Here is a 19,898-nt window from a genome sequence, read left to right as displayed (position 1 = left end):
ATGACAACCAAGAACATGGACGCCGGCGCCACGCTGGCAGAGGTGGACGGCCTGACGCTGACGGTGGGAGCGGGCGGCAGGGAAATCGTCAAGCGGGTCAGCTTCTCCATCAAGCCCGGGGAGCTGGTCGGCATCGTCGGCGAATCGGGCAGCGGCAAGACCCAGGCGGCGCGCGCCTTGCTGGGCCTGACGCCGCCGCCGCTGGTGCGTGCGGCGGGCTCGATTACTTTCGAAGGCAAGTCGCTGACTGACGCCAGCCCCGCCGCCTTGCGCAAGCTGCGCGGGGCGCGCATCGGCATGGTGTTCCAGGAGCCGATGACCTCGCTCAATCCCTCCATGAAGATCGGCCGCCAGCTCGACGAAGGGCTGGCGCTGCACCGCAAGGACCTGTCCGCAGCCGCCCGCAAGCAGCTGATACTGGCCATGCTGGCGCGCGTCGGCCTGCGCGATCCCGCCGCCGCGCTGGACGCCTGGCCCCATGAATTTTCCGGCGGCATGCGCCAGCGCATGATGCTCGCTGCGGTGATGCTGCTGGAACCGGCCCTGCTGGTGGCCGACGAGCCCACCACGGCGCTGGACGCCGTGGTGCAGCGCGACGTGCTGGAACTGATGCTGGAACTGACCTGCGCCCGTAACACGGCCGTGCTGATGATTAGCCACGACCTGCCGATGGTGGCCAAGTACACCGAGCGCATGATCGTGATGCGCCACGGCGAAATCGTGGAAAGCGGCACCACGCAGCAGATCCTGGACCGCCCCGCCCATCCATACACGCGGCAGTTGCTGGCCGCCATGCCGATACGCGCGCCCGCCCGCCCCATTCCGTCCGCAGCGCCCATCATCGACGTGCGGCAGCTCCTGGTTGACTACGCCGGCCGCCAGCGGCTGTTCGGCCGCACCCAGGCCAAGCGCGCCCTGCATGGCATAGACCTGCAGATCCGGCCGCGCGAGGTGGTGGCGGTGGTTGGCGGATCGGGGTCCGGCAAGACCACGCTGGGCCGCGCCATCGCGGGCCTGCTGGCGCCCACGGACGGCGGCATCTACTTCCGCGGCAAGCCCATCGCGCAGGCGGGCGCCGCCCGGAACGACTATCGCCTGAACTGCCAGATGGTGTTCCAGGACCCCTATTCCTCCCTGAATCCGCGCATGACGGTAGGCGAACTCACGGCCGAAGGTTTGCGCCAAGTAAACGGCATGACGACGGCGCAGAAGGCCGAGCGCGTCCAGGCCGTGCTGGCGGAGGTTGGGCTGGGCCCGGAATTCGCCAGGCGCTACCCGCATGAACTGTCCGGCGGCCAGCGCCAGCGCGTGGCCATCGCCCGCGCCATCGTGCGGCGCCCCGCCTTCGTGATCGCCGACGAGCCGGTATCGGCCCTGGATGTCACGGTACGCGCGCAGGTACTCAAGCTATTTGCCGAGTTGCAGCAGCGCCACGGCTTTTCCTGTCTGTTCATCAGCCACGACCTGGGCGTGGTCGAACAGGTGGCGGACCGCGTCGTCGTGATGCAGGACGGCCAGATCGTCGAACAAGGCCTGCGCGACCAGATATTCGACGCGCCCACGCATCCCTACACGCGCAAGCTGCTGTCGGCCATTCCGGCCCTGGAAGCCAACGACACCGGCGGCGTGCGCCTGAAATGGCGGTTCGATCAATGACGCCCGCAGCCCTGCGCGCATAGGAATGGACATGGAAGCAGAAACCTACTTTCCCCTGATTGAGGTGTCGGGCGCTCCCTACGAGCGCGGACTTCAGCACGGACGCCTGGCGGCCGCGCGCGTGCGGCGCAGCGCCCGGATCTACGCCGGCGCGTTGCAGCAGCTCCGGTACTCGCCCGCGGACCTGCGGCGGCTCATCGCGAACTTCTCGCGCGCCGTCGAGGACTTCGAACCCGCCTACCTGGACGAGATGCGCGGCATCGCCGAGGGCGCCGGCGTCTCGTTCGAGGACGTGCTGATGATCAACGCCCGCACTGAGATCGTCGCCCAGGCCCGCCGCGCGCAAGTCGCCGGCGTCGCCGCGCCGGCAGGCGACCAATGCACCGGCGCCGCCATCCTGCCGGCGCGCAGCGCCAACGGCAATTTCCTGCAAGGCCAGAACTGGGACAATCGCCAGGATTGCGCCGATACCATCATCATCCTGCGCGTGCTGCGCGACGACGGGCCCGACGTGCTGACCTTCGTCGAAGCCGGCGGGCTGGCGCGTTATGGCATGAACTCCGCCGGACTGACCCTGAACGGCAACGGCATGTCGTCGAGCCGCGACTATCAACAGGACGGCGTGCCCTTGCCGCTGGTGCGCCGCAAGGCGCTGGAGCAGGAGCATTACGCGCTGGCCTTGCAGATCGTCACCGGCACCGCCAAGGCTTGCTCGTGCAACCTGATCCTGGGCACGCAACTGGGGCTGGCGCTGAGCCTGGAATGCGCGCCCGACGAGACCTTCCTGGTCTATCCCGAGGACGGCCTGCTGGTCCACGCCAACCACTGGACCAGTCCGGTGGCGCTCGGCAAGCTGAAAGAGACAGGCATCGCCGGCTCGCCCGAAAGCCTCTATCGCGATCAACGCGTGCGCCAGCGCCTGTCGGCGGCGGGCCGCAAGCTCGGCGTGCAGGATCTCAAGGCCGCTTTCGCGGACACCCACGCCACGCCGTTTTCCGTCTGCCGGCCGGGGCGCGTCAGCGCCCAGGGCTACGCCTCCTGCACCACCGCCACGCTGATCATGGAACCCGCCACCGGCACACTGGAAGTCGCACGCATGCCCTGGCGCGGCGCCGCCTATGCCCGTTACTCGCTCGAACGGGGAACTCCCCTTTCCTCCTGACGCCCTCCGGCAGAAAACCGCTCTGAACAAGGATCCATCATGAAACGACCCCTGTATGCGTACACCGCCCTGGCCGCCCTCCTGACGGCCGTCGCGCCCGCCCTGGGCGCCACTGTGCTGCGCGCCCACCAGGACGCGGACATCCGCAGCAGCGACCCCGGCGTGAACCGCGACGCCAATACCGATGGGGTCATCCTGCACGTGGTCGAAGGCCTGGTCGGCTACAACGCCAAGGGCCAGCCCTCCCCCCTGCTGGCGGAGCAAATCGACGTTTCCGAAGACGGCAAGACCTACACCTTCCATCTGCGCCAGGGCGTGACCTTCCACAACGGCGCGCCCCTGACCGCCGAAGACGTGGTCTGGAGCTGGAACCGCTACATGGACCCCAAGACGGGCTGGCGCTGCCTGACGGACTTCGATGGCCGCATCGGCCTGAAGGTGGAAAGCGTCGCCGCCGCCGCCCCCGCCACCGTCGTGTTCAAGCTGGACCGGCCCGCGCCGCTGTTCCTCGATTCGCTCGCGCGCAGCGACTGCGGCATGACCGCCATCACCCACCGCGACTCGCTCAAGGCCGACGGCACCTGGGACAAGCCCATAGGCACCGGCCCCTTCCGTTTCGCGGAATGGCGCCGCCGCGAATACATCAGCCTGACCCGCTACGAGAACTACGCGAACCGCCCGGGCAAGCCCGACGGCTACGTCGGCTCCAAGCGCCCGCTGGTCGACGAAGTGCGCTTTGTCGTGATCGCCGATCCGGCCACGGCGAAAACCGCCCTGGCCAGCGGCGCCATCGACGTAATGTCCAAAGTGCCCTATTCGGAAATGGCCGAACTGGCCCAGAACAAGACCATCGGCACCAACGTCTCGCCGCAGCTGGCGCCTTCCACGCTGACGATCCAGACCCGCGACAAGCTGCTGTCCAACCCCTATCTGCGCCAGGCCATCGCCGCAGCGCTGAACTACAAGGAACTGGTGGCGGGCGTGACCTACGGCCTGGCCGAGCCCAACAACTCGCTCGTGCCCGTGGCCTCGCCCTATTACGGCGCGGCCGAAAAACAGGGCTACGTCCACGACCTGGCGCGGGCCAAGGCACTGCTCGCCAAGGCCGGCTACAAGGGCGAGAAAATCGTCATCTCGACCAACAAGCGCAATCTGCCGAACTACGACGCGGCCGTGATCACCCAGGCCATGCTGCAGCAGGCCGGCATCAACGCCGACATCGAAGTGCTGGAATGGGGCGCCCAGCAGGACAAGTGGCAGAAGGGCAACTACCAGATGATGTCGTTCTCTTATTCCAGCCGCATGGATCCCGCCTTGAGCTTTGAAGCCGTCACCGGCGACAAGACATCCCAGCCGCGCAAGCTGTGGGACGATCCTGCCGCCCGCGCCTTGCTGGAGCAGGCCACCAACACCACGGCGACGGCCGAGCGGCAGGCCCAGCTGGACCAGCTGCACCGTCTGATGTTGGAACAGGTGCCTATCATCCCCCTGTTCAATACCCTGAGCACGGGCGCATACCGCAAGAACGTCCAGGGCTTCGAATCGTCGATCTTCGGCGCGCCGCTGCTCTGGGAAGTCTCGAAGGCCGACTAGGAAAGCCACCATGAATCAAACCCTGTATCTGCTGGGCGACATCAATCTCAAGGGCGTGGAAGACGCCAGCGGCCTGTTCCATCACGTCAACCAGCCGCTGCGGCAGGCAGACCTGGTGTTCGCCAACCTGGAATGCTGCCTGTACGACCTGCCCGAACACGCCCAAGAGCGGCGCGGCTTCTACACCTCGCCCCGGCATGCACAGGTCCTGCGCGACGCCGGCCTGCAGGCGGTGGGCAATGCCAACAACGTCAACATCGGCCATGAGGCCGTACTGTCCTCGCTGGCCGCCTTGCGGGCCGCCTCCCTGCCCAGCGTGGGCGCCGGCGCGAATGCTGGCGAAGCCCGCGCTCCCCTGATCGCGGTGCGGGACGGCGTGCGCTACGGTTTCCTGCAACGCACCGCCGTGTACTGGCCGGACAACCATGAAGCCACCGCACGCCACGCCGGCGTCGCCATCATCCGCGCCCATACCGCCTACCGGCCGCGGCTGGAGATGCAGGCCGCGCGCACGCGTCCCGGCGTGCCGCCCGAAGTGCTGACATGGGCCGACCCGGAATCGCTCGCGCAATTCCGGGCCGACGTGGCGGCGCTGCGGGAACAGGCGGACGTCGTGATCGCCTCGCTGCATTGGGGTTACCGGCGCGAGGTGCTGCACTACCAGCGCGAATACGCGCATGCGGCGGTCGAGGCCGGCGCCGACATCGTGCTGGGGCATGGGCCCCACATGATCCTGCCGATCGAATTGCACCAGGGCAGGCCCATTCTTTATGGCAGCGGAAACTTCTCCTTCCAGGTTGCTCACCAGGCCGATGCGCATACCGAGTGGACCGGCACGACGGTCCGCGTCGACATCCGCGACCGGCGCCCCGCCGCCATGCAGTTCCGTTTCGTGCAGCGCAACGACGCCAATCAGACCGTGTTCGTCCCCGCTTCCCAAGTGCCGCAAGAGCGCGATCTGCTGATCCAGTCGTCCTCCGCGCTGGGCGCCAACCTGCACATCTGCGGCGACGCCCTGCAACTGGACCTGACCGGCCGCGCCGCTTCCTGAACATCCGTCTTCCCTATTTGATGCTGCCATGAAATACGCTCCGTTTCCCCTAGTCTCGATCTCCGGCGCCCCGTTTGAACGCGGCGTGCAATACGGCCGCGCCGTGCCCGACCGCATCGCCCACAGCGCCCGGCACTATCGTGGCGAACTCGACAAGATCGGCACTCCCGCAGCCACGCAGGCGGCCCTGATCAAGGAATTCGCCGACCAGATCCAGAAGTTCGACCCGGCCCACAGCGAAGAGATGCGCGGCATCGCGGAAGGCGCCGGCTGCGCCTTCGACGACGTGGCCCTGATCAACGCCCGCACCGAAGTCATCGCCAAGGCTCGGCTGCTGGCCCGGATGGGCAACCTGGATCCCGCCGAAGGCGAGTGCACCGCCGCCCTGGTCATGCCCGAACGCAGCGCAACGGGCACGCTGATCCATGCCCACAACTGGGACTGGGAGCCCGACGCCTGCGACAGCACCATCGTGCTGCGCGCCACCCTGGAAAGCGGCGTTACCTTCCTCACGCTGGTGGAAGCGGGCGGCCTGGCGCGGCACGGTTTCAACTCGGCCGGCATCGGCCTGACCGGCAACTATCTCAGCAGCGACCGCGACTACACGCAGTCCGGCGTCCCCCTGAGCAGCGTGCGGCGCGCGGTGCTCTGCCAGGAACACGTCGCCATCGCCATGCAGCTGATCGCCGCCACGCCCAAGGCCTGCTCCAGCAACATGATCGTCAGCCAAAACGGCTGGGTTATCGACTTCGAATGCGCGCCCGACGAGAGCTTCACGCTACTGCCGCAGGACGGCCTGCTGACCCACTCCAACCACTTCATGAGCGAAGTGGCGCTGGGCAAGCTGCGCGAGGCGGGCTTGAAGAATGCCGTCGATACGTATTACCGGGCCTGGCGCGTACGCCAGCTGCTGGACTCCTGCGGACCGCGCATCGCGGTGGCGGACGTGCGGCGCGCCCTGGCCGACGACTGGGCCACGCCCTACTCCGTTTGCCGCCCGCCGCGCGGCACCTTGACGGGCGGACGCTCGGCCACCGTCGCCACCCTGGTGCTGGACACGGCGGGACTCACCATGGATATCGCCGCCATGCCCTCGTTCGGACAGTTCTTTACCCGCTATGGCCTGGCGGGCGAGGCCTATTCCATCGACTGAGCCGGTCGACCCGCAGGCCTCCAGGATGCGCGGGCCTCGCAGGCGCTGGCCGCGCCCGACAGGATCATGGCGCGCTGGTAGTCTTCTGCCAGCAGGCGCATGACATCGGCCACGCCCTGGACGCCGCCGCAAGCCAAACCGTACAGCGCCGGCCGGCCGATGAATACGGCGCGCGCGCCCAAGGCCTGGGCGCGGAGGATGTCGGCGCCGCTGCGCACGCCGCTGTCCAGGAACACCGGCATGCGGTCGCGGACAGCATCGACAATCCCTGGCAGGACGCTGATCGACGAAGGTGCGGCGTCCAGTTGGCGGCCGCCGTGGTTGGACACGATGATGCCGTCCACGCCATGCCTCGCGGCCAGGACGGCATCCTCCCCGTGCAGCACGCCTTTCAGCAGCAAGGGGCCGTCCCAGAGGCTGCGCAGCCAGCGCAGGCTGTCCCAGGTCAATGAACGGTCCATGCTGCGGGCAAGCAGGGATGCCTGTACTTCCATCGGCAGGGACTCGGAGGCATGCTCGGCCAGGTTCACGAAGCGCGGCGGTCCGCCGCGCAGCATGCGCAGCGCCCATCCAGGCCGCCGCGCCACGTCCCACGCTATCCTGGGCGTGATCCGGAACGGCATGGAAAAGCCATTGCGCACGTCGCGCCAGCGCCTGCCGCCCACCGGCACATCGGCCGTCAACACCAGCGCGCGGTAGCCCGCCAGCCGCGCCCGGCGCACGAGCTGCTCGGCCAAGCGGCGATCCTCCATCACGTACAGCTGCAGCCATTGCTCGCCGCCGCCAGCGATGGCGCGCACATCCTCGGCCCGCTGGTTCGAGGCGGTCGACAGGACGAACGGTACGCCCAGTTCCACCGCCGCCCGCGCCAGCATGCCGTCGCCGCCGGGGCGGATCACGCCATTCAGTCCCGTGGGCGCCAGCGCGAACGGCAGGCGCCAGGACGACCCATACACCTCAACCGAGGTATCCACCTGGCGGGTATCCCTGAGCACCCGCGGCGTCAGCCGGATCTGCTCGAAGTCGTCCCGGTTGGCTTGCAGGCAGGTTTCGCGCTCCGCGCCCCCGTCCACGAACTCGAACACGAACCGGGGCAAGACCTTCCTGGCCTGGACCCGGTAATCTTCCATCGTCAACAACATGCGGCGCCTACTGCAAGGTGATGCCGCGTTCGCGGATGATCTTGCCCCAGCGGCTGTTCTCTCCCGCCACGAAGCTGGCCATCTCTTCCGGCGAGCTGAACCAGGGCTCGACCGCAATATTGGCGTAGAAATCGATGACCGCCTGCGTCTTCAAGGCTGCTGCCAGCCCCTGGTTCAACGCGTCCACGGTTGCGCGGGGCGTGCCCGCGGGAACCAGCATGCCTTGCCAGGCAAAGGCCTCGAAATCCTTCAGGCCCTGTTCGTGCAGCGTGGGGATGTCGGGAAAGTTCTTCATGCGCTTGGGGCTGGCTACGCCCAGCACCTTGAGCCTGCCTGTCTTCATCTGCGGCACCACGGTGGAGGCGTCCATCAAGGCGAAGGACACCGAGCCCGCCATCAGGTCCGTCACCGCTGGCGCGCCGCCGCGGTAGGCGACGTGCGTCATTTTCAGGCCGGTCCGCTCGCGGAACAGTTCGGCGGCCAGGTGCTGGGGGGATCCCACGCCCGAACTGGCGAAATTGGCGCTGTCGGGATTGGTGCGCGCCCATTGCAGAAACTCGTCAAGGTTGTTGGCCGGCACCTTGCTGGAGACCACCAGCAGTATCGGATAACGGGCATACAGACCGGCCGAAACAAAGTCCCTGGCGCTGTCATAGGGCAGGTTGGCAAACAGATGCGGATTGGCCGCCAGGGTGGCAAAGTCGCCCGTGAAGACGATATTGCCATTGGCCTTGGCGTTGGCCACATAAGCAGCGGCGATGTTCGTGGCCCCGCCGGGCTTGTTGCTGACGAAGAAGCTACGCCCCATCTGCGCGCCCACGCTTTCGGCGAGCTTGCGCGCGATGGCGTCCGAGCCCCCGCCCACCGGGTAAGGATGGACCCACTCGATAGGCCGGTCGCCGGCCTGGGCCCAACAGCCCGCCGCGCCCAAACCGGTTGCCAACGCAAACAGCGCTTTCAGGAACAGACGTTTTCGCATTTCGCTACCCCCCCATGTGTGTATGGCCGCACACGTCGCTGGACTTTGCAAGACAGCATGGCGAGCGGTGTCGGATGGCGAGAGTGTGAGGCCCCGCCTCATTCCTGAAAATTGTTATTTAGCGATAAAGTCATTACAGTTCAGCATGGCCTACAACCTCAACGAACTGCGTGCCTTCCTCGCCGTGCTCGACCAAGGCTCGCTGGGTAAGGCGGCTGACAAATTGAGCCTGACGCAGCCCGCCCTGAGCCGCATCGTCAAGCGCCTTGAAGCCGCTGTCGGCGAACCTCTGTTTGAGCGGCATTCCGGCGGCATGCGGCTGACCGCGTACGGCAAGGCCCTGGCGCCCCATGCGCAACTGCTGTGCCGCGAAGAAAAAATCGCCCGCGATGAGATGAACCGCATGCGCGGCCTGGCGGCTGGCGCCCTGCGCCTGGGTGTTACGGCGGGCGCGTCTGCCCTCTTCATTCCCAAGGCCCTGGAGGCATTCCTGGAAAAGTGGCCTGGCATCGCCATCGATGTCGTCGAAGGCATCTGGGACGAGTTGGCCACGGCCCTGGACAGTTACCAGGTCGACCTGGTGATCGCCCCGGAAGCGCCAGAGACGGCAAGCATCGTTTCCGCCAGGAACTGCGCATGGCAAGAAAGCATGAAGGTAGTCGTCGGCGCGGGCCATCCGCTGCACGGCGACGCGCCGGTGCCCATGGAAGCGCTGCTGGCGGAGCGCTGGTGTTTCGTGCCGCAACGCACCGAGCCGCATAACCGGCTCATGTCGCTGTTCAAGGCCCAGGGCCTGCCCGTTCCGGTCATTGCGGTTTCCAGCAGCTCTATTCCCTTGATCAAGAGCCTGGTCGCATACGCCGGTTTCGTCAGCTGGCTGACCCGGCCCATGTACGGCGCCGAACTCAAGGCCGGCCTGATCCGCGAACTGCGAGTGAACGGGCTGGACCATGAGCGCAGGTTTTCGGCTTACCACCGGCGCGAAGGAATACTACCGGGGCCGGCCTTGCGGTTCCTGGACGAAATCAGGCAGTTGGCGCGGGCAGGCGTGCCGCCGTAGACCGGACGGTCATCCCACCAGGGCTTGCAGTTCCTTGGATGCGGAACGCGAAACGCGCTGCCCTTCCTTCGCCGCGTTGACCTGCAAGGCTACCCGCGCCACGTCCGCTACGCGTTCCGCCTGCGGATAACCGCCCCTGGCCTGCAACCACGCCAGCACATCCGCCAAGTGCCAGATCGACGTGCTGCCTTCGTGGATCGGCAGCGGAAAAGTGCCAGGATGCGCCAGCATGAGCTTGCGCATGTTCTGCCGGGAAACACCCACGATCTCGGCTACGTCGGTCAAACCCACGAGATCGGGCGCCGCCTCGATCAGTTTGGCGGAAGGCTCCGCGCGTCCGACATCCCGCAGCGCGGAATACACCGCGGCTTGCGCGCTTTCGGCCTCGCGGGTGAACTCGAGCGCCAGCCGCCCCGGCAGCCCGATGCCGACCAGGGCATCGTCGCAACCCGCCGCGCCCAGGCGTTCGACCAGCGCATCCATGTCGTGATCGCCGTCGGCAAGCTGATACTTCAAGGTAAAGGTGTATTCCATCGCACTACCCCTAGATGCCGCCGTCTGCCTCGGGCAGATCACGGCGCGCAGTACAGTTGTTCACGACGCGCCGCAAAGCGCGCGCATGATTGCCAGGATTCCTTGGCGTGCTCCAGACGCTGGTGATGCAGAATTCGCCGCAACGGCATTCCGCAACATTGCTGAGGCAGTAAATCCGGCCCCACGCGTGGCTGCCGCCAACTTCCACACGCCAGCCGCTTTCTTCGGCGTGGCGGAGTGCTGCCTCTACCTCTTTCTTCGGATGCGACGGACGCGCCATCATTGGTATCCAGTATGAAGACATTTAAACAGGTTGTCAATAGACAACCTGGCAGTGGCTTCAGGCGATGCCAGCGGCGCGGACGCAGTCGATGAGCGGCGTCCTTTTCAGCCATGGCCATCGGCCCTGAAAGCCGATGTTGCAGCTTATCGAGGGCACTCGCGGGAACCAAGGCGGAATCCGTCTGAAAAACGGACGAAAGGACTGGAACGGCTTGCGGGTTCTACCATTGCGGCCCATCACCGGGCCGCGCGTTCACCAAAGAATGATCTGCGAACAACGGAAGAGCGACAACTTCCGGCCGCTGGCATCGACCACGGTGGCCGACCAGATCTGGGTCGTGCGCCCCATGTGCTCCGCCACCGCCTCGACGGTCAGCACGCCCTCCTTCGCGGTACCCAGGAAGTTCGACTTCAACTCCAGCGTGGTGAAACCCTTGGCGCCCTCCGGCAGGTGCGCCAGGGTGGCATAGCCGGCGCAAGTGTCGGCCAACATCACCTGGCTGGCGGCATGCAGGTATCCGTTGGCCGCCATCATCCACGGGGCCACCGTCATTTCCATGGACATGCGCCCCTCCTCGATCGACAAGGGCCGTACGCCGAAGGTATCGGGCAAAGTGCCCTGCTGGCGTTGGAAGAGGCGATCTATGGTTTCACTGGAGCGCAACATGGCAAGTTCCTATGCAGAGGATTGTCGAAAAGAAGGAAAATACTATCCCTGGCGGCGACGCGCCATCAGCGCCACAAACGCCAGCATCGAGGCCGCGGCCAGTACCAGGCCCAGGGTCGTCGCGGGGCTTCCGCCCGCCAGGCTGGCCAACGCCGTCATGCCGCCGGCGCAGGCCATCTGCAGGCCGCCCAGCAGCGAAGACGCCAATCCCGCCTGCCGGCTGAACGGCGCCAGCGCCATGGCGGTGCCCAGCGGGTTGACCAGCCCCATGCCGAACAAGTACAGCGCGACAGCGGCCGTGAATTGCGCCAGGCCGCCATCCTCGCCGCCCGCCAGCAAAGTCAGCGCGCCGCCCAGCGCCACCGCGCAGCCGGATCGCGCCACCCCGGCCGCACCCAGGCGGCGGGCCAGGCGCGGCGCCAACATGCCGGCGGCAAACACCACGAATACGGTGCTCGCGAAGAACAGTCCCAGCTGCAGCGCGCTCAGGCCGATGCGCCCCATGAGCATGGCTGGCGTAGCCGCGAAAATGGCGTACAGGCCGCCAATGACCATGCTCACGGCCAGCGCCGGACCGATGAACCGGACGTCCCGCGCCAGGCCGGCATAACCGCGCAACACGGCAGCCGGCGTCGCCGCCGCCCGCCGGTCGGCCGGATGCGTTTCGCCCACCGTCGCCACATAGGCCAGCGCCAGCACAAGCCCCAGGACGGCGACCAGCGCAAAGCTGGCGCGCCACCCAGGCCCGTACTCCATCGCACTGCCCAGCAGCGGCGAGAATCCCGGCGCGGCGGCCATGGCCACCATCGTCAACGCCAAGGTGCGCGACAGCGCTTCGCCTTCGAACAGGTCGCGGGCAATAGCCCGCGACAGGACCGAGGCCGCGCACACGCCCAGGGCCTGGATCACCCGGCCCGCCACCAGCAGCGGCAAGGTCGGCGCCCAGGCGCAGACCAGGCAGCCGACGATGAACAAGGCCAACCCGCCCAGCACCGGAGCGCGCCGCCCCCAGCGGTCCGACACGGGTCCGGCGAACAACTGGCCGATGGCGAAGGCCAGGAAAAAGCTCGACAGCACCAGGCCGGTGTCGCGCACGTCCACGCCCAGTTCGGACGCCATGCTCGGAAAGGCTGGCAGGATGATGTTGGTGGATAGCGGCCCCAGGGCGGCCAGCCCGGCAAGTACGGCCAGCAGGCGCCCGGTCAGCCTGACGGGAGAGGCTGCGTCGCGGCCTAGGGAAATCGAGGTCTGGGTGTTCATGGTTCGATGAGCTCGGGTTGTCGATCCAGGTTTCAAGGCCGTTCCAACACCGTGGCGATGCCCTGCCCGCCGCCTATGCATTGCGTGGCCAGCGCATAGCGCCCTTGGCTGCGCGCCAACAACGCCGCGGCCTTGCCGGTGATGCGTGCACCCGTGGCGCCCAGGGGATGGCCGATGGCCAGGCCGCCGCCGTCGATGTTCACACTGGCCATCTCCAGACCCAGCTCGCGGATGCAGGCCAGGGCCTGCGACGAGAACGCTTCGTTGATTTCCACCACGTCCAGGTCGGCCACCGCAAGCCCCGCGCGCGCCAGCGCCTTGCGCGTGGCAGGTATCGGGCCTATGCCCATGACGGCCGGATCCACGCCCACGGTCGCAAAGCTGCGGATGCGCGCCAGCGCCTCCAGTCCGTGGCGCGCCGCGAAGCCGTCGCTGGTGACCAGCACCGCCGCCGCGCCGTCGGTCAGCGGCGACGAAGTCCCCGCCGTGACCGCGCCATCGGCGCGGAACGCGGGCTTGAGTCCCGCCAATGCCTCCAGCGTGGTGCCCGGGCGGATGCAGCCGTCGGCGTCGACCACCTCACCGTCCGGCAAGCGGATGGGCACGATCTCGGCGGCCAGCAGACCCTGCTCGCGCGCCGCGGCGGCCTTGCGGTGGGATTGCAGCGCCAGCAGTTCCTGGTCCGCGCGGCTGACGTTCCAACGTTGCGCCACGTTCTCCGCCGTCTCGCCCATGGAGAGGTAGGCGTCGGTGGTCGCCTGCAGTTCGGGATTGGGCGAAAAGTTGAAGCCGCCCTGCGGCACCATCGTCATCGACTCCACGCCCACGCAGAGAAAGGCCTCGCCCATGCCCGCCTCGATCTGCGCCGCCGCGATGTGCACCGCCTGCATCGACGAACCGCAGAAGCGGTTCACGGTCATGCCGCCCACCTCCTGCGGCAGGCCGGCAAGCAGGCCGACGATGCGTGCCAGGTTGTTGCCTTGGGCGGCTTCCGGATAGGCGCAGCCGAGAATCACGTCCTCCAGCAGCGCCGGATCCAGATCGGTGCGCCGCAGCAGGCCCTGCACCACCTGCGCGGCCAAGGCGTCGGGCCGCAGGTCGGCCAACCGGCCCTTGCGGGCAAAGTGGAAAGGCGAGCGCGCATAGGCGGCGATGACTGCTTTCATGGTTCAGCCCCCAGGAATGGTCAGACCGCAGCCGCGTAGCGCTGCGCAACGGTGTTGCTGGACAGGTGCCCCGCCATGGTCTGGCGCGCGGCTTCGTAGGCATCCCATTCCTCGCCGGCATGCAGCGAGGGAATCGTCACCTTCTCGCCGCGCGCGAAGCCCAGCAAGGCGGCATCGACCAGGTCTTCGGCGCGCATCACGATGCGCTGGTCCAGCGTTTCCACCGGGCGGCCGCCGATGGCCCAGAAATCCGTGGCCGTGGCGCCGGGCAGCACCGCCTGGACCTGCACGCCGGTCCCGGCCAGCTCATGCTGCAGCGACTGGCTGAACGCCAGCACGAAGGCCTTGCTGCCGCCGTAGACGCCGTTCAAGACCTCGGGCGCGATGGCCACGATGGAAGCGATATTGATGATGGCGCCCCGGCCGCGTGCCACGAAGCCCGGGACGGCCGCGTAAGTCAGCCGCATCGGCGCGGTGACGTTTAGATCCACCATGCGCGTCATCTGCTCCACGTCGCTTTGCAGCAGCGGCGTATGCGTGCCGATGCCCGCGTTGTTCACCAGCAAGGTGATGCTGGCGTCCTGGCGCAGCTGTTCCTCCACCCGCGCCAGCGAGGCGCGGTCACCCAGATCCGCAGGCAGCACTTCCACGGCGCGGCCGGTGCGCGTGCTGATGTCGCTGGCCAGGGCGTTCAGGCGCTCCCGGTTGCGGGCGACCAGTATCAGGTCATAGCCCTGCTGCGCGAGTTTGTGCGCGTATAGCGCGCCGATGCCGCTGGATGCGCCCGTGACGAGGGCGGTGCCGGGTTGGGTCTGTGCCATGGTGTAACTCCTGGGGAAGTGATTGCGATGGGATCCATGTTGGGACTTGCGGCCCATGGCGTAAATGACGTATATAGTCATTAATAAGGACATTCGCAGGACATCGACCTGCAAGGACGCCCCCCATGCACCGCATCGGTTACATACTTCCCGAAGGCTTCCAGATCATTGGCCTGGGCACGCAGGCCGTGTTCGAACTTGCCAATGTGGTGGCGCGCGAACCCTTCTACGCCCTGGACAGCTACGCCCTGGACGGCGCGGTGCGCGCGTCGGCGGGCCTGACGGTGCAGGCCCGGCCGCTCACCGCCCGCAGCCAGGCCGACACCTGGCTGGTGACCGGCGTGCTTTCGCCCCTTTCCAGGCCCGTGTCGCCCGAACTTCCCCGCCTGCTCGGGAAACTCGCACCTCGGTCGCGCCGCGTCGCCGGCTTGTGCACCGGCGCGTTCCTGCTGGCCGACGCCGGCCTGCTCGACGGGCGGCGCGCCACCACGCACTGGCATTGGGCCGACGCCTTGCAGCAGCGCCACCCGCGCGTGCAGGTCGAGGCCGACCGCATCTACATCGCCGACGGGCCGGCTTGGACCTCCGCCGGTATGACGGCGGAAATGGACCTGGCGCTGGCGCTGGTGGAGAAGGACCTGGGCGCCGACATCGCGCGCTCGGTGGCGCACCGCCTGGTCATGCATCAGCGCCGCTCGGGCGGCCAATCGCAGCACTCCGAAATGCTCAGGCTCGCGCCCAAATCCGACCGCATCCAGCAGGCGCTGGAACATGCCCGCCGCAACCTCGCCCAGCCCCTGAGCGTGGAAGATCTGGCCCAGGCCGCCAGCCTGAGCCCGCGCCAATTCAGCCGCGTGTTCACGGCCGAAACCGGCCAGTCGCCCGCCAAGGCCATCGAGGGACTGCGGCTGGAGGCCGCGCGCCTCATGATAGAAAGCAGCCGCCACCCGCTGGAAGTGGTGGCCAGGGAAACCGGTTTCCGCGACCGGCGCCACCTGCGCGAGGCCTTCCTGCGCGGCTTCGGCATGCCGCCCCAGGCCCTGCGGCGCGACGCGCGGGCCAGTCCGCCAGCCTCCTGAGCCGGCGCTGATTCCCCAGCCGCCGCCAGCCTGCGGTCCAGTACAATCCGCGTTTGGCGACGTTGTGCTCGCCCATTTTGTCTGGATCCATGCATGTTGCGACTGTCTGAAATCAAGCTGCCGTTGAATCACACGCCCGAAGAATTGCCTGCCGCGATTCTCAAGAAACTAGGCGTTCCGGCCAGCGACCTGCGCGCCCACACCGTGGCCTCTCGCAGCTACGACGCGCGCAAGAAGCACAACATCCTGCTGATCTACACGCTGGATGTCGACGTCGAAAACGAGGCGGCGCTGCTCCAGCGCTTTCACGACGACCGCAACGTCAAACCCACGCCCGATACCGAATACAAATTCGTCGCCCAGGCGCCCGCCAACCTGGACAAGCGCCCCATCGTCATCGGCACCGGCCCCTGTGGCCTGTTTGCCGGATTGGTCCTGGCGCAGATGGGTTTCAAGCCCATCATCCTGGAACGCGGCAAGGCGGTGCGCGAACGGACCAAGGACACTTGGGGACTGTGGCGCAAGCGGGTCCTGAACCCGGAATCGAACGTGCAGTTCGGTGAAGGCGGCGCCGGCACATTCTCCGACGGCAAGCTGTACAGCCAGATCAAAGACCCCAAGCATTACGGCGAAAAAGTGCTCAAGGAATTCGTGCTGGCTGGCGCGCCGGAAGAAATCCTGTACGTGAGCAAGCCGCACATCGGCACGTTCCGGCTGGTCGGCATGGTGGAAGTCATGCGCGACACCATCACCAAGCTGGGCGGCGAAGTCCGGTTCTCCAGCAAGGTCGAAACGCTGCACCGGGAAAACGGCCGGATCACCGGCGTAACCCTGGCCGATGGCGCACATATCGAGGCCGACCACGTCGTGCTGGCGATCGGCCACAGCGCGCGCGACACCTTCCAGATGCTGCACGGCCAGGGCGTGTTCATGGAGGCCAAGCCGTTCTCTATCGGTTTCCGCATCGAGCATCCGCAATCGCTGATCGACAAAGCCCGCTTTGGCCCCAACGCCGGCCATCCGATCCTGGGCGCGGCGGATTACAAGCTGGTGCACCACGCCAAAAACGGCCGTTCGGTATACAGCTTCTGCATGTGCCCGGGCGGCACCGTGGTGGCGGCCACCTCCGAACCCAACCGCGTGGTCACCAACGGCATGAGCCAGTACTCGCGCAACGAACGCAATGCCAACGCGGGCATCGTGGTCGGGATCTCGCCCGAAGTCGATTACCCCGAACATGTGCTGGCGGGCGTGGACTTCCAGCGCCAATGGGAATCCCAGGCGTTTGAGCTGGGCGGCCGCGACTACAGCGCGCCGGGCCAGCTGGTCGGCGACTTCATCGCGGGCAAGGCCTCGACCGAATTCGGCTCCGTGCAGCCCTCATACACGCCGGGCGTGCATCTCACCGACCTGGCAACCGCCCTGCCCGAGTTCGCCATCGCCGCCATCCGCGAAGCGCTGCCGGTCTTCGACAAGACCATCAAGGGTTTCGGCATGCACGACGCCGTGCTCACGGGCGTTGAAACCCGCACGTCGTCGCCCGTCCGCATCAGGCGCGACAACGAAACCTTGCAGAGCATCAACACCGAGGGCTTGTTCCCGGCGGGCGAAGGCGCGGGCTACGCCGGCGGAATCCTGTCGGCCGGCGTAGACGGCATCAAGATCGCCGAGGCGGTGGCCACGAGCATCATGAGCCGGCAGAGGCAAGCCGGCTGACGCGAACGTTGGGGGACGGAACCGGGTCGTGGCCCGATTCCCCCCAAAAATGGATGAATGAACGCCGCGCGCGCCGTCTAGTGCGCGCGGCCCGGCGTTCCTAACCTTGAGGGCATCTCAACCCCAGTCAGGAAACCGCCATGAACCAACCCCGCATCGGCATCATCATCGGCTCCACCCGCGAAGGCCGTTTCGGCGACAAGCCCGCCGCCTGGATACATGCCATCGCCAGCCAGCGCAGCGACCTGCAGTTCGAACTCATCGATCTGCGCGACCACCCGCTGCCCTTCTTCGACGAGGCGCTGCCTCTCACTTGGGGACCTGCCAAAAATCCCGCGGCGCAAGCCTGGGCCACGCTGATCGCCGGCCTGGACGGCTACATCGTCGTCACCCCCGAATACAACCATGGCCCCAGCGCCGTGCTGAAGAACGCGCTGGACTATGCCTACGCCGAATTCAACCGCAAGCCCATCGCCTTTGTCGGTTATGGCGGCGTGGGCGCCGCCCGCGCCATCGAGCAGTTGCGCCTGAACGCCGTGGAACTGCAGATGGCCCCCGTGCGCAACGCCGTGCACATCGGCATGGTGGAGTTCGTCGGCATCCTGCAGCAAGGCAAGCACTTCGACGACTACCCTCATCTCGCCACCTCGGCCGGCGCCATGCTGGACGACCTGGCCTGGTGGACCGCCGCGCTGAAGCAGGCGCGCGGCGCCGGACTATGAGCGGAGGCGCCATGGACATCGCCCCCTACACGCCGCAGGCCGCCGCCCGTCCGGCCCCGCCCCTGGCAACACGCCGCATCGTTCACCAGACGGCGGGATTCCGCCACGGCGCCATCACGCGCCTGATGAGCCCGTCCGACCTGGGTGAACAGGTAAAGCCCTACGTTTTCCTGGACCATTTCGACGATCCCGCCATGCGACCCGCTGCCATGCCGCTGCATCCGCATTCAGGCATTGCAACGCTCACCTACCTGCTGGATGGCCACATCCGCTACGAAGACTCCACCGGCGCCAGCGGCACGCTGCCGCCCGGCAGCGTCGAATGGATGATGGCCGGTGGCGGCGTCTGGCATGGCGGCGGCGCGGCTGCCCAAGGCCGCATCCGCGGCTTCCAGCTCTGGGTCGCCATGCCGCCGGAGCTGGAAAATGCCCCAGCGTTCAGCCGCTACATCAGTCCTGAAGGACTGCCCAGCGCGGGTCCGGCACGGGTCCTGCTCGGCCAGTACATGGGCGTGGCGGGCGCGGTAGCGGCGCCCTCGCCCATGACCTATCTGGGCGTCCACCTGCGCGGCGGAGAGCATTGGCGCTACGTTCCGCCCTCCGGACATTCCGTCGCCTGGCTGGCCGTGAGCTCCGGTGAACTGCGCGCGCCCAGCCCGATAAACGCCGGGGAAATGGCGGTGTTCGAGGAGTCGGACCAGGCCATCGATCTCCATGCGCCCCGGGACGCGGAGTTCGTGATCGGGTCCGCCGCCCCGCATCCGCACCCTCTCGTGCTCGGGTCATACTCGGTGCACACCAACGCCGCCGCGCTGGCGCTCGGCGCAAGCCGCATCCGTGAAATCGGCGCCACGCTCGAAGGCCGCGCCCGTGTACGATTCTGAAGCGCGCCTGGCCCGGCGCCCGACAGGAGAATCACACGCATGGTCGATCTGAACGATGTAGCGCTGTTCGTCCAGGTGGTGCAGGCGGGCAGCTTCGCCGAAGCTGCCCGCCGCGCCGGCATGCCCTCCAACACTCTCAGCCGGCGCATCCAGCAACTGGAAGCCACGCTGGGCGCCCGGCTACTGCATCGTTCGACCCGCAAGCTGACCCTGACGGAGGCCGGCGCGGCCTTCCATGCGCGCTGCGCCGACTCCGTGGAAACCTTGGCCGACGCCGCCACCGACCTGGCCGAAGGCGGCCCCTCGCCCGGCGGCAGGATACGCGTCGCGGCGCCCGCGGATTTCTTCAACTGGTTTCCGGTGGACTGGATGGCCGAGTTCCTGCGCACCTACCCCAAGGTCAAATTGGAATTTTCCCTCAGCGACAGCCGCGCCGACCTGGTGAGCGAGCGTATCGACGTCGCGATCCGCGGCGGCGAAGTGCTGGAGCCCACCCTGGTGGCTCGCCGCATCGGCACCGGCAGACATAGTTTGGTCGCAAGCCCCGCCTACCTGGCCGAACGCGGCACGCCGCAAGCGCCGGAAGACCTTGCGGCCCACGACTGCATCGTCATGCCCTCGGCTTCGGGCCGCCCGCTTTGGCGGCTGACCAGCCCGGACGGCACCGCCGAAGTCCCCGTGTCCGGGCGCTTCCACGCCAACTCCGCGCAGGCCCTGCTGCAAGCAGCCTTGGCGGGTCTCGGCATTACGCTGCTGCCAGACGTCATGAGCGCTCCCCATGTCCGCGGCGGCCAACTCGCCACGGTGCTGCCGTCATGCGGCATCGCTGGCGGCGACCTGCATCTCGTCTACCAGAGCCGGCGGCAACTGCCCCGCGCGGTTCAAGCCTTCGTGGAATTCACGATGGCCAAGATACGGGAATCCGGCCTGGTCAGCCTGGGCTGATGCCGGCGCGGCGCCGCGCCGTGATT

The 19,898-nt window shown here is 67.3% G+C and carries 19 protein-coding genes; 11 read left to right on the top strand and 8 right to left on the bottom strand.

Annotated features, from left to right (window positions below):
• Genes WBB14_RS01175 through WBB14_RS01155 form a run of 5 tightly spaced genes read left to right on the top strand, consistent with a single transcriptional unit; the run spans position 1 to position 6,615 of the window.
• Complete coding sequence (locus WBB14_RS01175) at positions 1-1,656, top strand: ABC transporter ATP-binding protein (RefSeq protein ID WP_424238200.1); 1,656 nt, start codon at positions 1-3, stop codon at positions 1,654-1,656.
• 31 nt (positions 1,657-1,687) lie between these two features.
• Positions 1,688-2,818: a C45 family autoproteolytic acyltransferase/hydolase gene (locus WBB14_RS01170; protein ID WP_424238199.1), complete on the top strand. Its 1,131-nt coding sequence runs from the start codon at positions 1,688-1,690 to the stop codon at positions 2,816-2,818.
• Between the two features lie 39 nt (positions 2,819-2,857).
• Positions 2,858-4,411 carry an ABC transporter substrate-binding protein gene (locus tag WBB14_RS01165; protein WP_424238198.1) on the top strand — a complete coding sequence of 518 codons (1,554 nt, stop codon included), beginning with the start codon at positions 2,858-2,860 and terminating at the stop codon, positions 4,409-4,411.
• A 10-nt stretch (positions 4,412-4,421) separates the two neighbouring features.
• Positions 4,422-5,462, top strand: coding sequence for a CapA family protein (locus tag WBB14_RS01160; protein ID WP_424238197.1), 1,041 nt, complete (start codon positions 4,422-4,424; stop codon positions 5,460-5,462).
• Positions 5,463-5,490: 28 nt separating this feature from the next.
• On the top strand, positions 5,491-6,615 hold the full coding sequence (locus tag WBB14_RS01155) for a C45 family autoproteolytic acyltransferase/hydolase (RefSeq protein ID WP_424238196.1): 1,125 nt from the start codon (positions 5,491-5,493) through the stop codon (positions 6,613-6,615).
• Here the strand turns inward: WBB14_RS01155 and WBB14_RS01150 are convergent.
• Positions 6,600-7,757 (bottom strand): alpha-hydroxy acid oxidase, encoded by a 1,158-nt coding sequence (locus WBB14_RS01150; protein ID WP_424238195.1) that lies wholly within the window; start codon positions 7,755-7,757, stop codon positions 6,600-6,602. The two genes, WBB14_RS01155 and WBB14_RS01150, sit on opposite strands and share 16 nt — an antisense overlap.
• Positions 7,758-7,764: 7 nt before the next feature.
• A complete protein-coding gene (locus WBB14_RS01145; protein ID WP_424238194.1) occupies positions 7,765-8,736 on the bottom strand; it encodes a Bug family tripartite tricarboxylate transporter substrate binding protein in 972 nt (323 codons plus the stop codon).
• A gap of 145 nt (positions 8,737-8,881) precedes the next feature.
• Here WBB14_RS01145 and WBB14_RS01140 point away from each other — a divergent pair, with 145 nt between their 5' ends.
• On the top strand, positions 8,882-9,796 hold the full coding sequence (locus WBB14_RS01140; protein WP_424238193.1) for a LysR family transcriptional regulator: 915 nt from the start codon (positions 8,882-8,884) through the stop codon (positions 9,794-9,796).
• A gap of 9 nt (positions 9,797-9,805) precedes the next feature.
• On the opposite strand, the gene WBB14_RS01135 is transcribed toward WBB14_RS01140, so the two are convergent.
• From WBB14_RS01135 to WBB14_RS01110, 6 genes are all read right to left on the bottom strand, one after another.
• Complete coding sequence (locus WBB14_RS01135) at positions 9,806-10,330, bottom strand: helix-turn-helix transcriptional regulator (RefSeq protein ID WP_424238192.1); 525 nt, start codon at positions 10,328-10,330, stop codon at positions 9,806-9,808.
• Positions 10,331-10,340: 10 nt separating this feature from the next.
• Positions 10,341-10,610 (bottom strand): hypothetical protein, encoded by a 270-nt coding sequence (locus WBB14_RS01130; protein ID WP_424238222.1) that lies wholly within the window; start codon positions 10,608-10,610, stop codon positions 10,341-10,343.
• 255 nt (positions 10,611-10,865) lie between these two features.
• The gene (locus tag WBB14_RS01125) at positions 10,866-11,279 is read right to left on the bottom strand and encodes a PaaI family thioesterase (RefSeq protein ID WP_424238191.1); all 414 of its coding nucleotides are present in this window, start codon (positions 11,277-11,279) and stop codon (positions 10,866-10,868) included.
• A 42-nt stretch (positions 11,280-11,321) separates the two neighbouring features.
• Positions 11,322-12,539 (bottom strand): multidrug effflux MFS transporter, encoded by a 1,218-nt coding sequence (locus WBB14_RS01120; protein WP_424238190.1) that lies wholly within the window; start codon positions 12,537-12,539, stop codon positions 11,322-11,324.
• Positions 12,540-12,571: 32 nt separating this feature from the next.
• Positions 12,572-13,705 (bottom strand): thiolase family protein, encoded by a 1,134-nt coding sequence (locus WBB14_RS01115; RefSeq protein ID WP_424238189.1) that lies wholly within the window; start codon positions 13,703-13,705, stop codon positions 12,572-12,574.
• A 20-nt stretch (positions 13,706-13,725) separates the two neighbouring features.
• Entirely contained in the window at positions 13,726-14,526 is an 801-nt protein-coding gene (locus tag WBB14_RS01110) for an SDR family NAD(P)-dependent oxidoreductase (RefSeq protein WP_424238188.1), read from the bottom strand.
• A 125-nt stretch (positions 14,527-14,651) separates the two neighbouring features.
• Between WBB14_RS01110 and WBB14_RS01105 the strand changes: the two genes are divergently transcribed.
• From WBB14_RS01105 to WBB14_RS01085, 5 genes are all read left to right on the top strand, one after another.
• Positions 14,652-15,605: a GlxA family transcriptional regulator gene (locus WBB14_RS01105; RefSeq protein WP_424238187.1), complete on the top strand. Its 954-nt coding sequence runs from the start codon at positions 14,652-14,654 to the stop codon at positions 15,603-15,605.
• 93 nt (positions 15,606-15,698) lie between these two features.
• Positions 15,699-17,321, top strand: a complete 1,623-nt coding sequence (locus WBB14_RS01100) for an NAD(P)/FAD-dependent oxidoreductase (RefSeq protein WP_424238186.1) — start codon at positions 15,699-15,701, stop codon at positions 17,319-17,321.
• Between the two features lie 140 nt (positions 17,322-17,461).
• Complete coding sequence (locus WBB14_RS01095; protein ID WP_424238185.1) at positions 17,462-18,043, top strand: NADPH-dependent FMN reductase; 582 nt, start codon at positions 17,462-17,464, stop codon at positions 18,041-18,043.
• A gap of 11 nt (positions 18,044-18,054) precedes the next feature.
• Positions 18,055-18,927 (top strand): pirin family protein, encoded by an 873-nt coding sequence (locus tag WBB14_RS01090; protein ID WP_424238184.1) that lies wholly within the window; start codon positions 18,055-18,057, stop codon positions 18,925-18,927.
• A 39-nt stretch (positions 18,928-18,966) separates the two neighbouring features.
• Complete coding sequence (locus WBB14_RS01085) at positions 18,967-19,872, top strand: LysR family transcriptional regulator (RefSeq protein ID WP_424238183.1); 906 nt, start codon at positions 18,967-18,969, stop codon at positions 19,870-19,872.
• Positions 19,873-19,898: the final 26 nt, after the last annotated feature.

The organism is Achromobacter sp., assembly GCF_049647645.1.
Lineage (GTDB): Bacteria > Pseudomonadota > Gammaproteobacteria > Burkholderiales > Burkholderiaceae_B > Achromobacter.
This window is presented reverse-complemented; position numbering and strand designations above follow the sequence as displayed.

Coding starts and splice junctions, on each gene's coding strand:
- WBB14_RS01175 (WP_424238200.1), top strand. CDS start 1: ATGACAACCAAGAACATGGACGCCGGCGCCACGCTGGCAGAGGTGGAC.
- WBB14_RS01170 (WP_424238199.1), top strand. CDS start 1,688: ATGGAAGCAGAAACCTACTTTCCCCTGATTGAGGTGTCGGGCGCTCCC.
- WBB14_RS01165 (WP_424238198.1), top strand. CDS start 2,858: ATGAAACGACCCCTGTATGCGTACACCGCCCTGGCCGCCCTCCTGACG.
- WBB14_RS01160 (WP_424238197.1), top strand. CDS start 4,422: ATGAATCAAACCCTGTATCTGCTGGGCGACATCAATCTCAAGGGCGTG.
- WBB14_RS01155 (WP_424238196.1), top strand. CDS start 5,491: ATGAAATACGCTCCGTTTCCCCTAGTCTCGATCTCCGGCGCCCCGTTT.
- WBB14_RS01150 (WP_424238195.1), bottom strand. CDS start 7,757: ATGTTGTTGACGATGGAAGATTACCGGGTCCAGGCCAGGAAGGTCTTG.
- WBB14_RS01145 (WP_424238194.1), bottom strand. CDS start 8,736: ATGCGAAAACGTCTGTTCCTGAAAGCGCTGTTTGCGTTGGCAACCGGT.
- WBB14_RS01140 (WP_424238193.1), top strand. CDS start 8,882: ATGGCCTACAACCTCAACGAACTGCGTGCCTTCCTCGCCGTGCTCGAC.
- WBB14_RS01135 (WP_424238192.1), bottom strand. CDS start 10,330: ATGGAATACACCTTTACCTTGAAGTATCAGCTTGCCGACGGCGATCAC.
- WBB14_RS01130 (WP_424238222.1), bottom strand. CDS start 10,610: ATGGCGCGTCCGTCGCATCCGAAGAAAGAGGTAGAGGCAGCACTCCGC.
- WBB14_RS01125 (WP_424238191.1), bottom strand. CDS start 11,279: ATGTTGCGCTCCAGTGAAACCATAGATCGCCTCTTCCAACGCCAGCAG.
- WBB14_RS01120 (WP_424238190.1), bottom strand. CDS start 12,539: ATGAACACCCAGACCTCGATTTCCCTAGGCCGCGACGCAGCCTCTCCC.
- WBB14_RS01115 (WP_424238189.1), bottom strand. CDS start 13,705: ATGAAAGCAGTCATCGCCGCCTATGCGCGCTCGCCTTTCCACTTTGCC.
- WBB14_RS01110 (WP_424238188.1), bottom strand. CDS start 14,526: ATGGCACAGACCCAACCCGGCACCGCCCTCGTCACGGGCGCATCCAGC.
- WBB14_RS01105 (WP_424238187.1), top strand. CDS start 14,652: ATGCACCGCATCGGTTACATACTTCCCGAAGGCTTCCAGATCATTGGC.
- WBB14_RS01100 (WP_424238186.1), top strand. CDS start 15,699: ATGTTGCGACTGTCTGAAATCAAGCTGCCGTTGAATCACACGCCCGAA.
- WBB14_RS01095 (WP_424238185.1), top strand. CDS start 17,462: ATGAACCAACCCCGCATCGGCATCATCATCGGCTCCACCCGCGAAGGC.
- WBB14_RS01090 (WP_424238184.1), top strand. CDS start 18,055: ATGGACATCGCCCCCTACACGCCGCAGGCCGCCGCCCGTCCGGCCCCG.
- WBB14_RS01085 (WP_424238183.1), top strand. CDS start 18,967: ATGGTCGATCTGAACGATGTAGCGCTGTTCGTCCAGGTGGTGCAGGCG.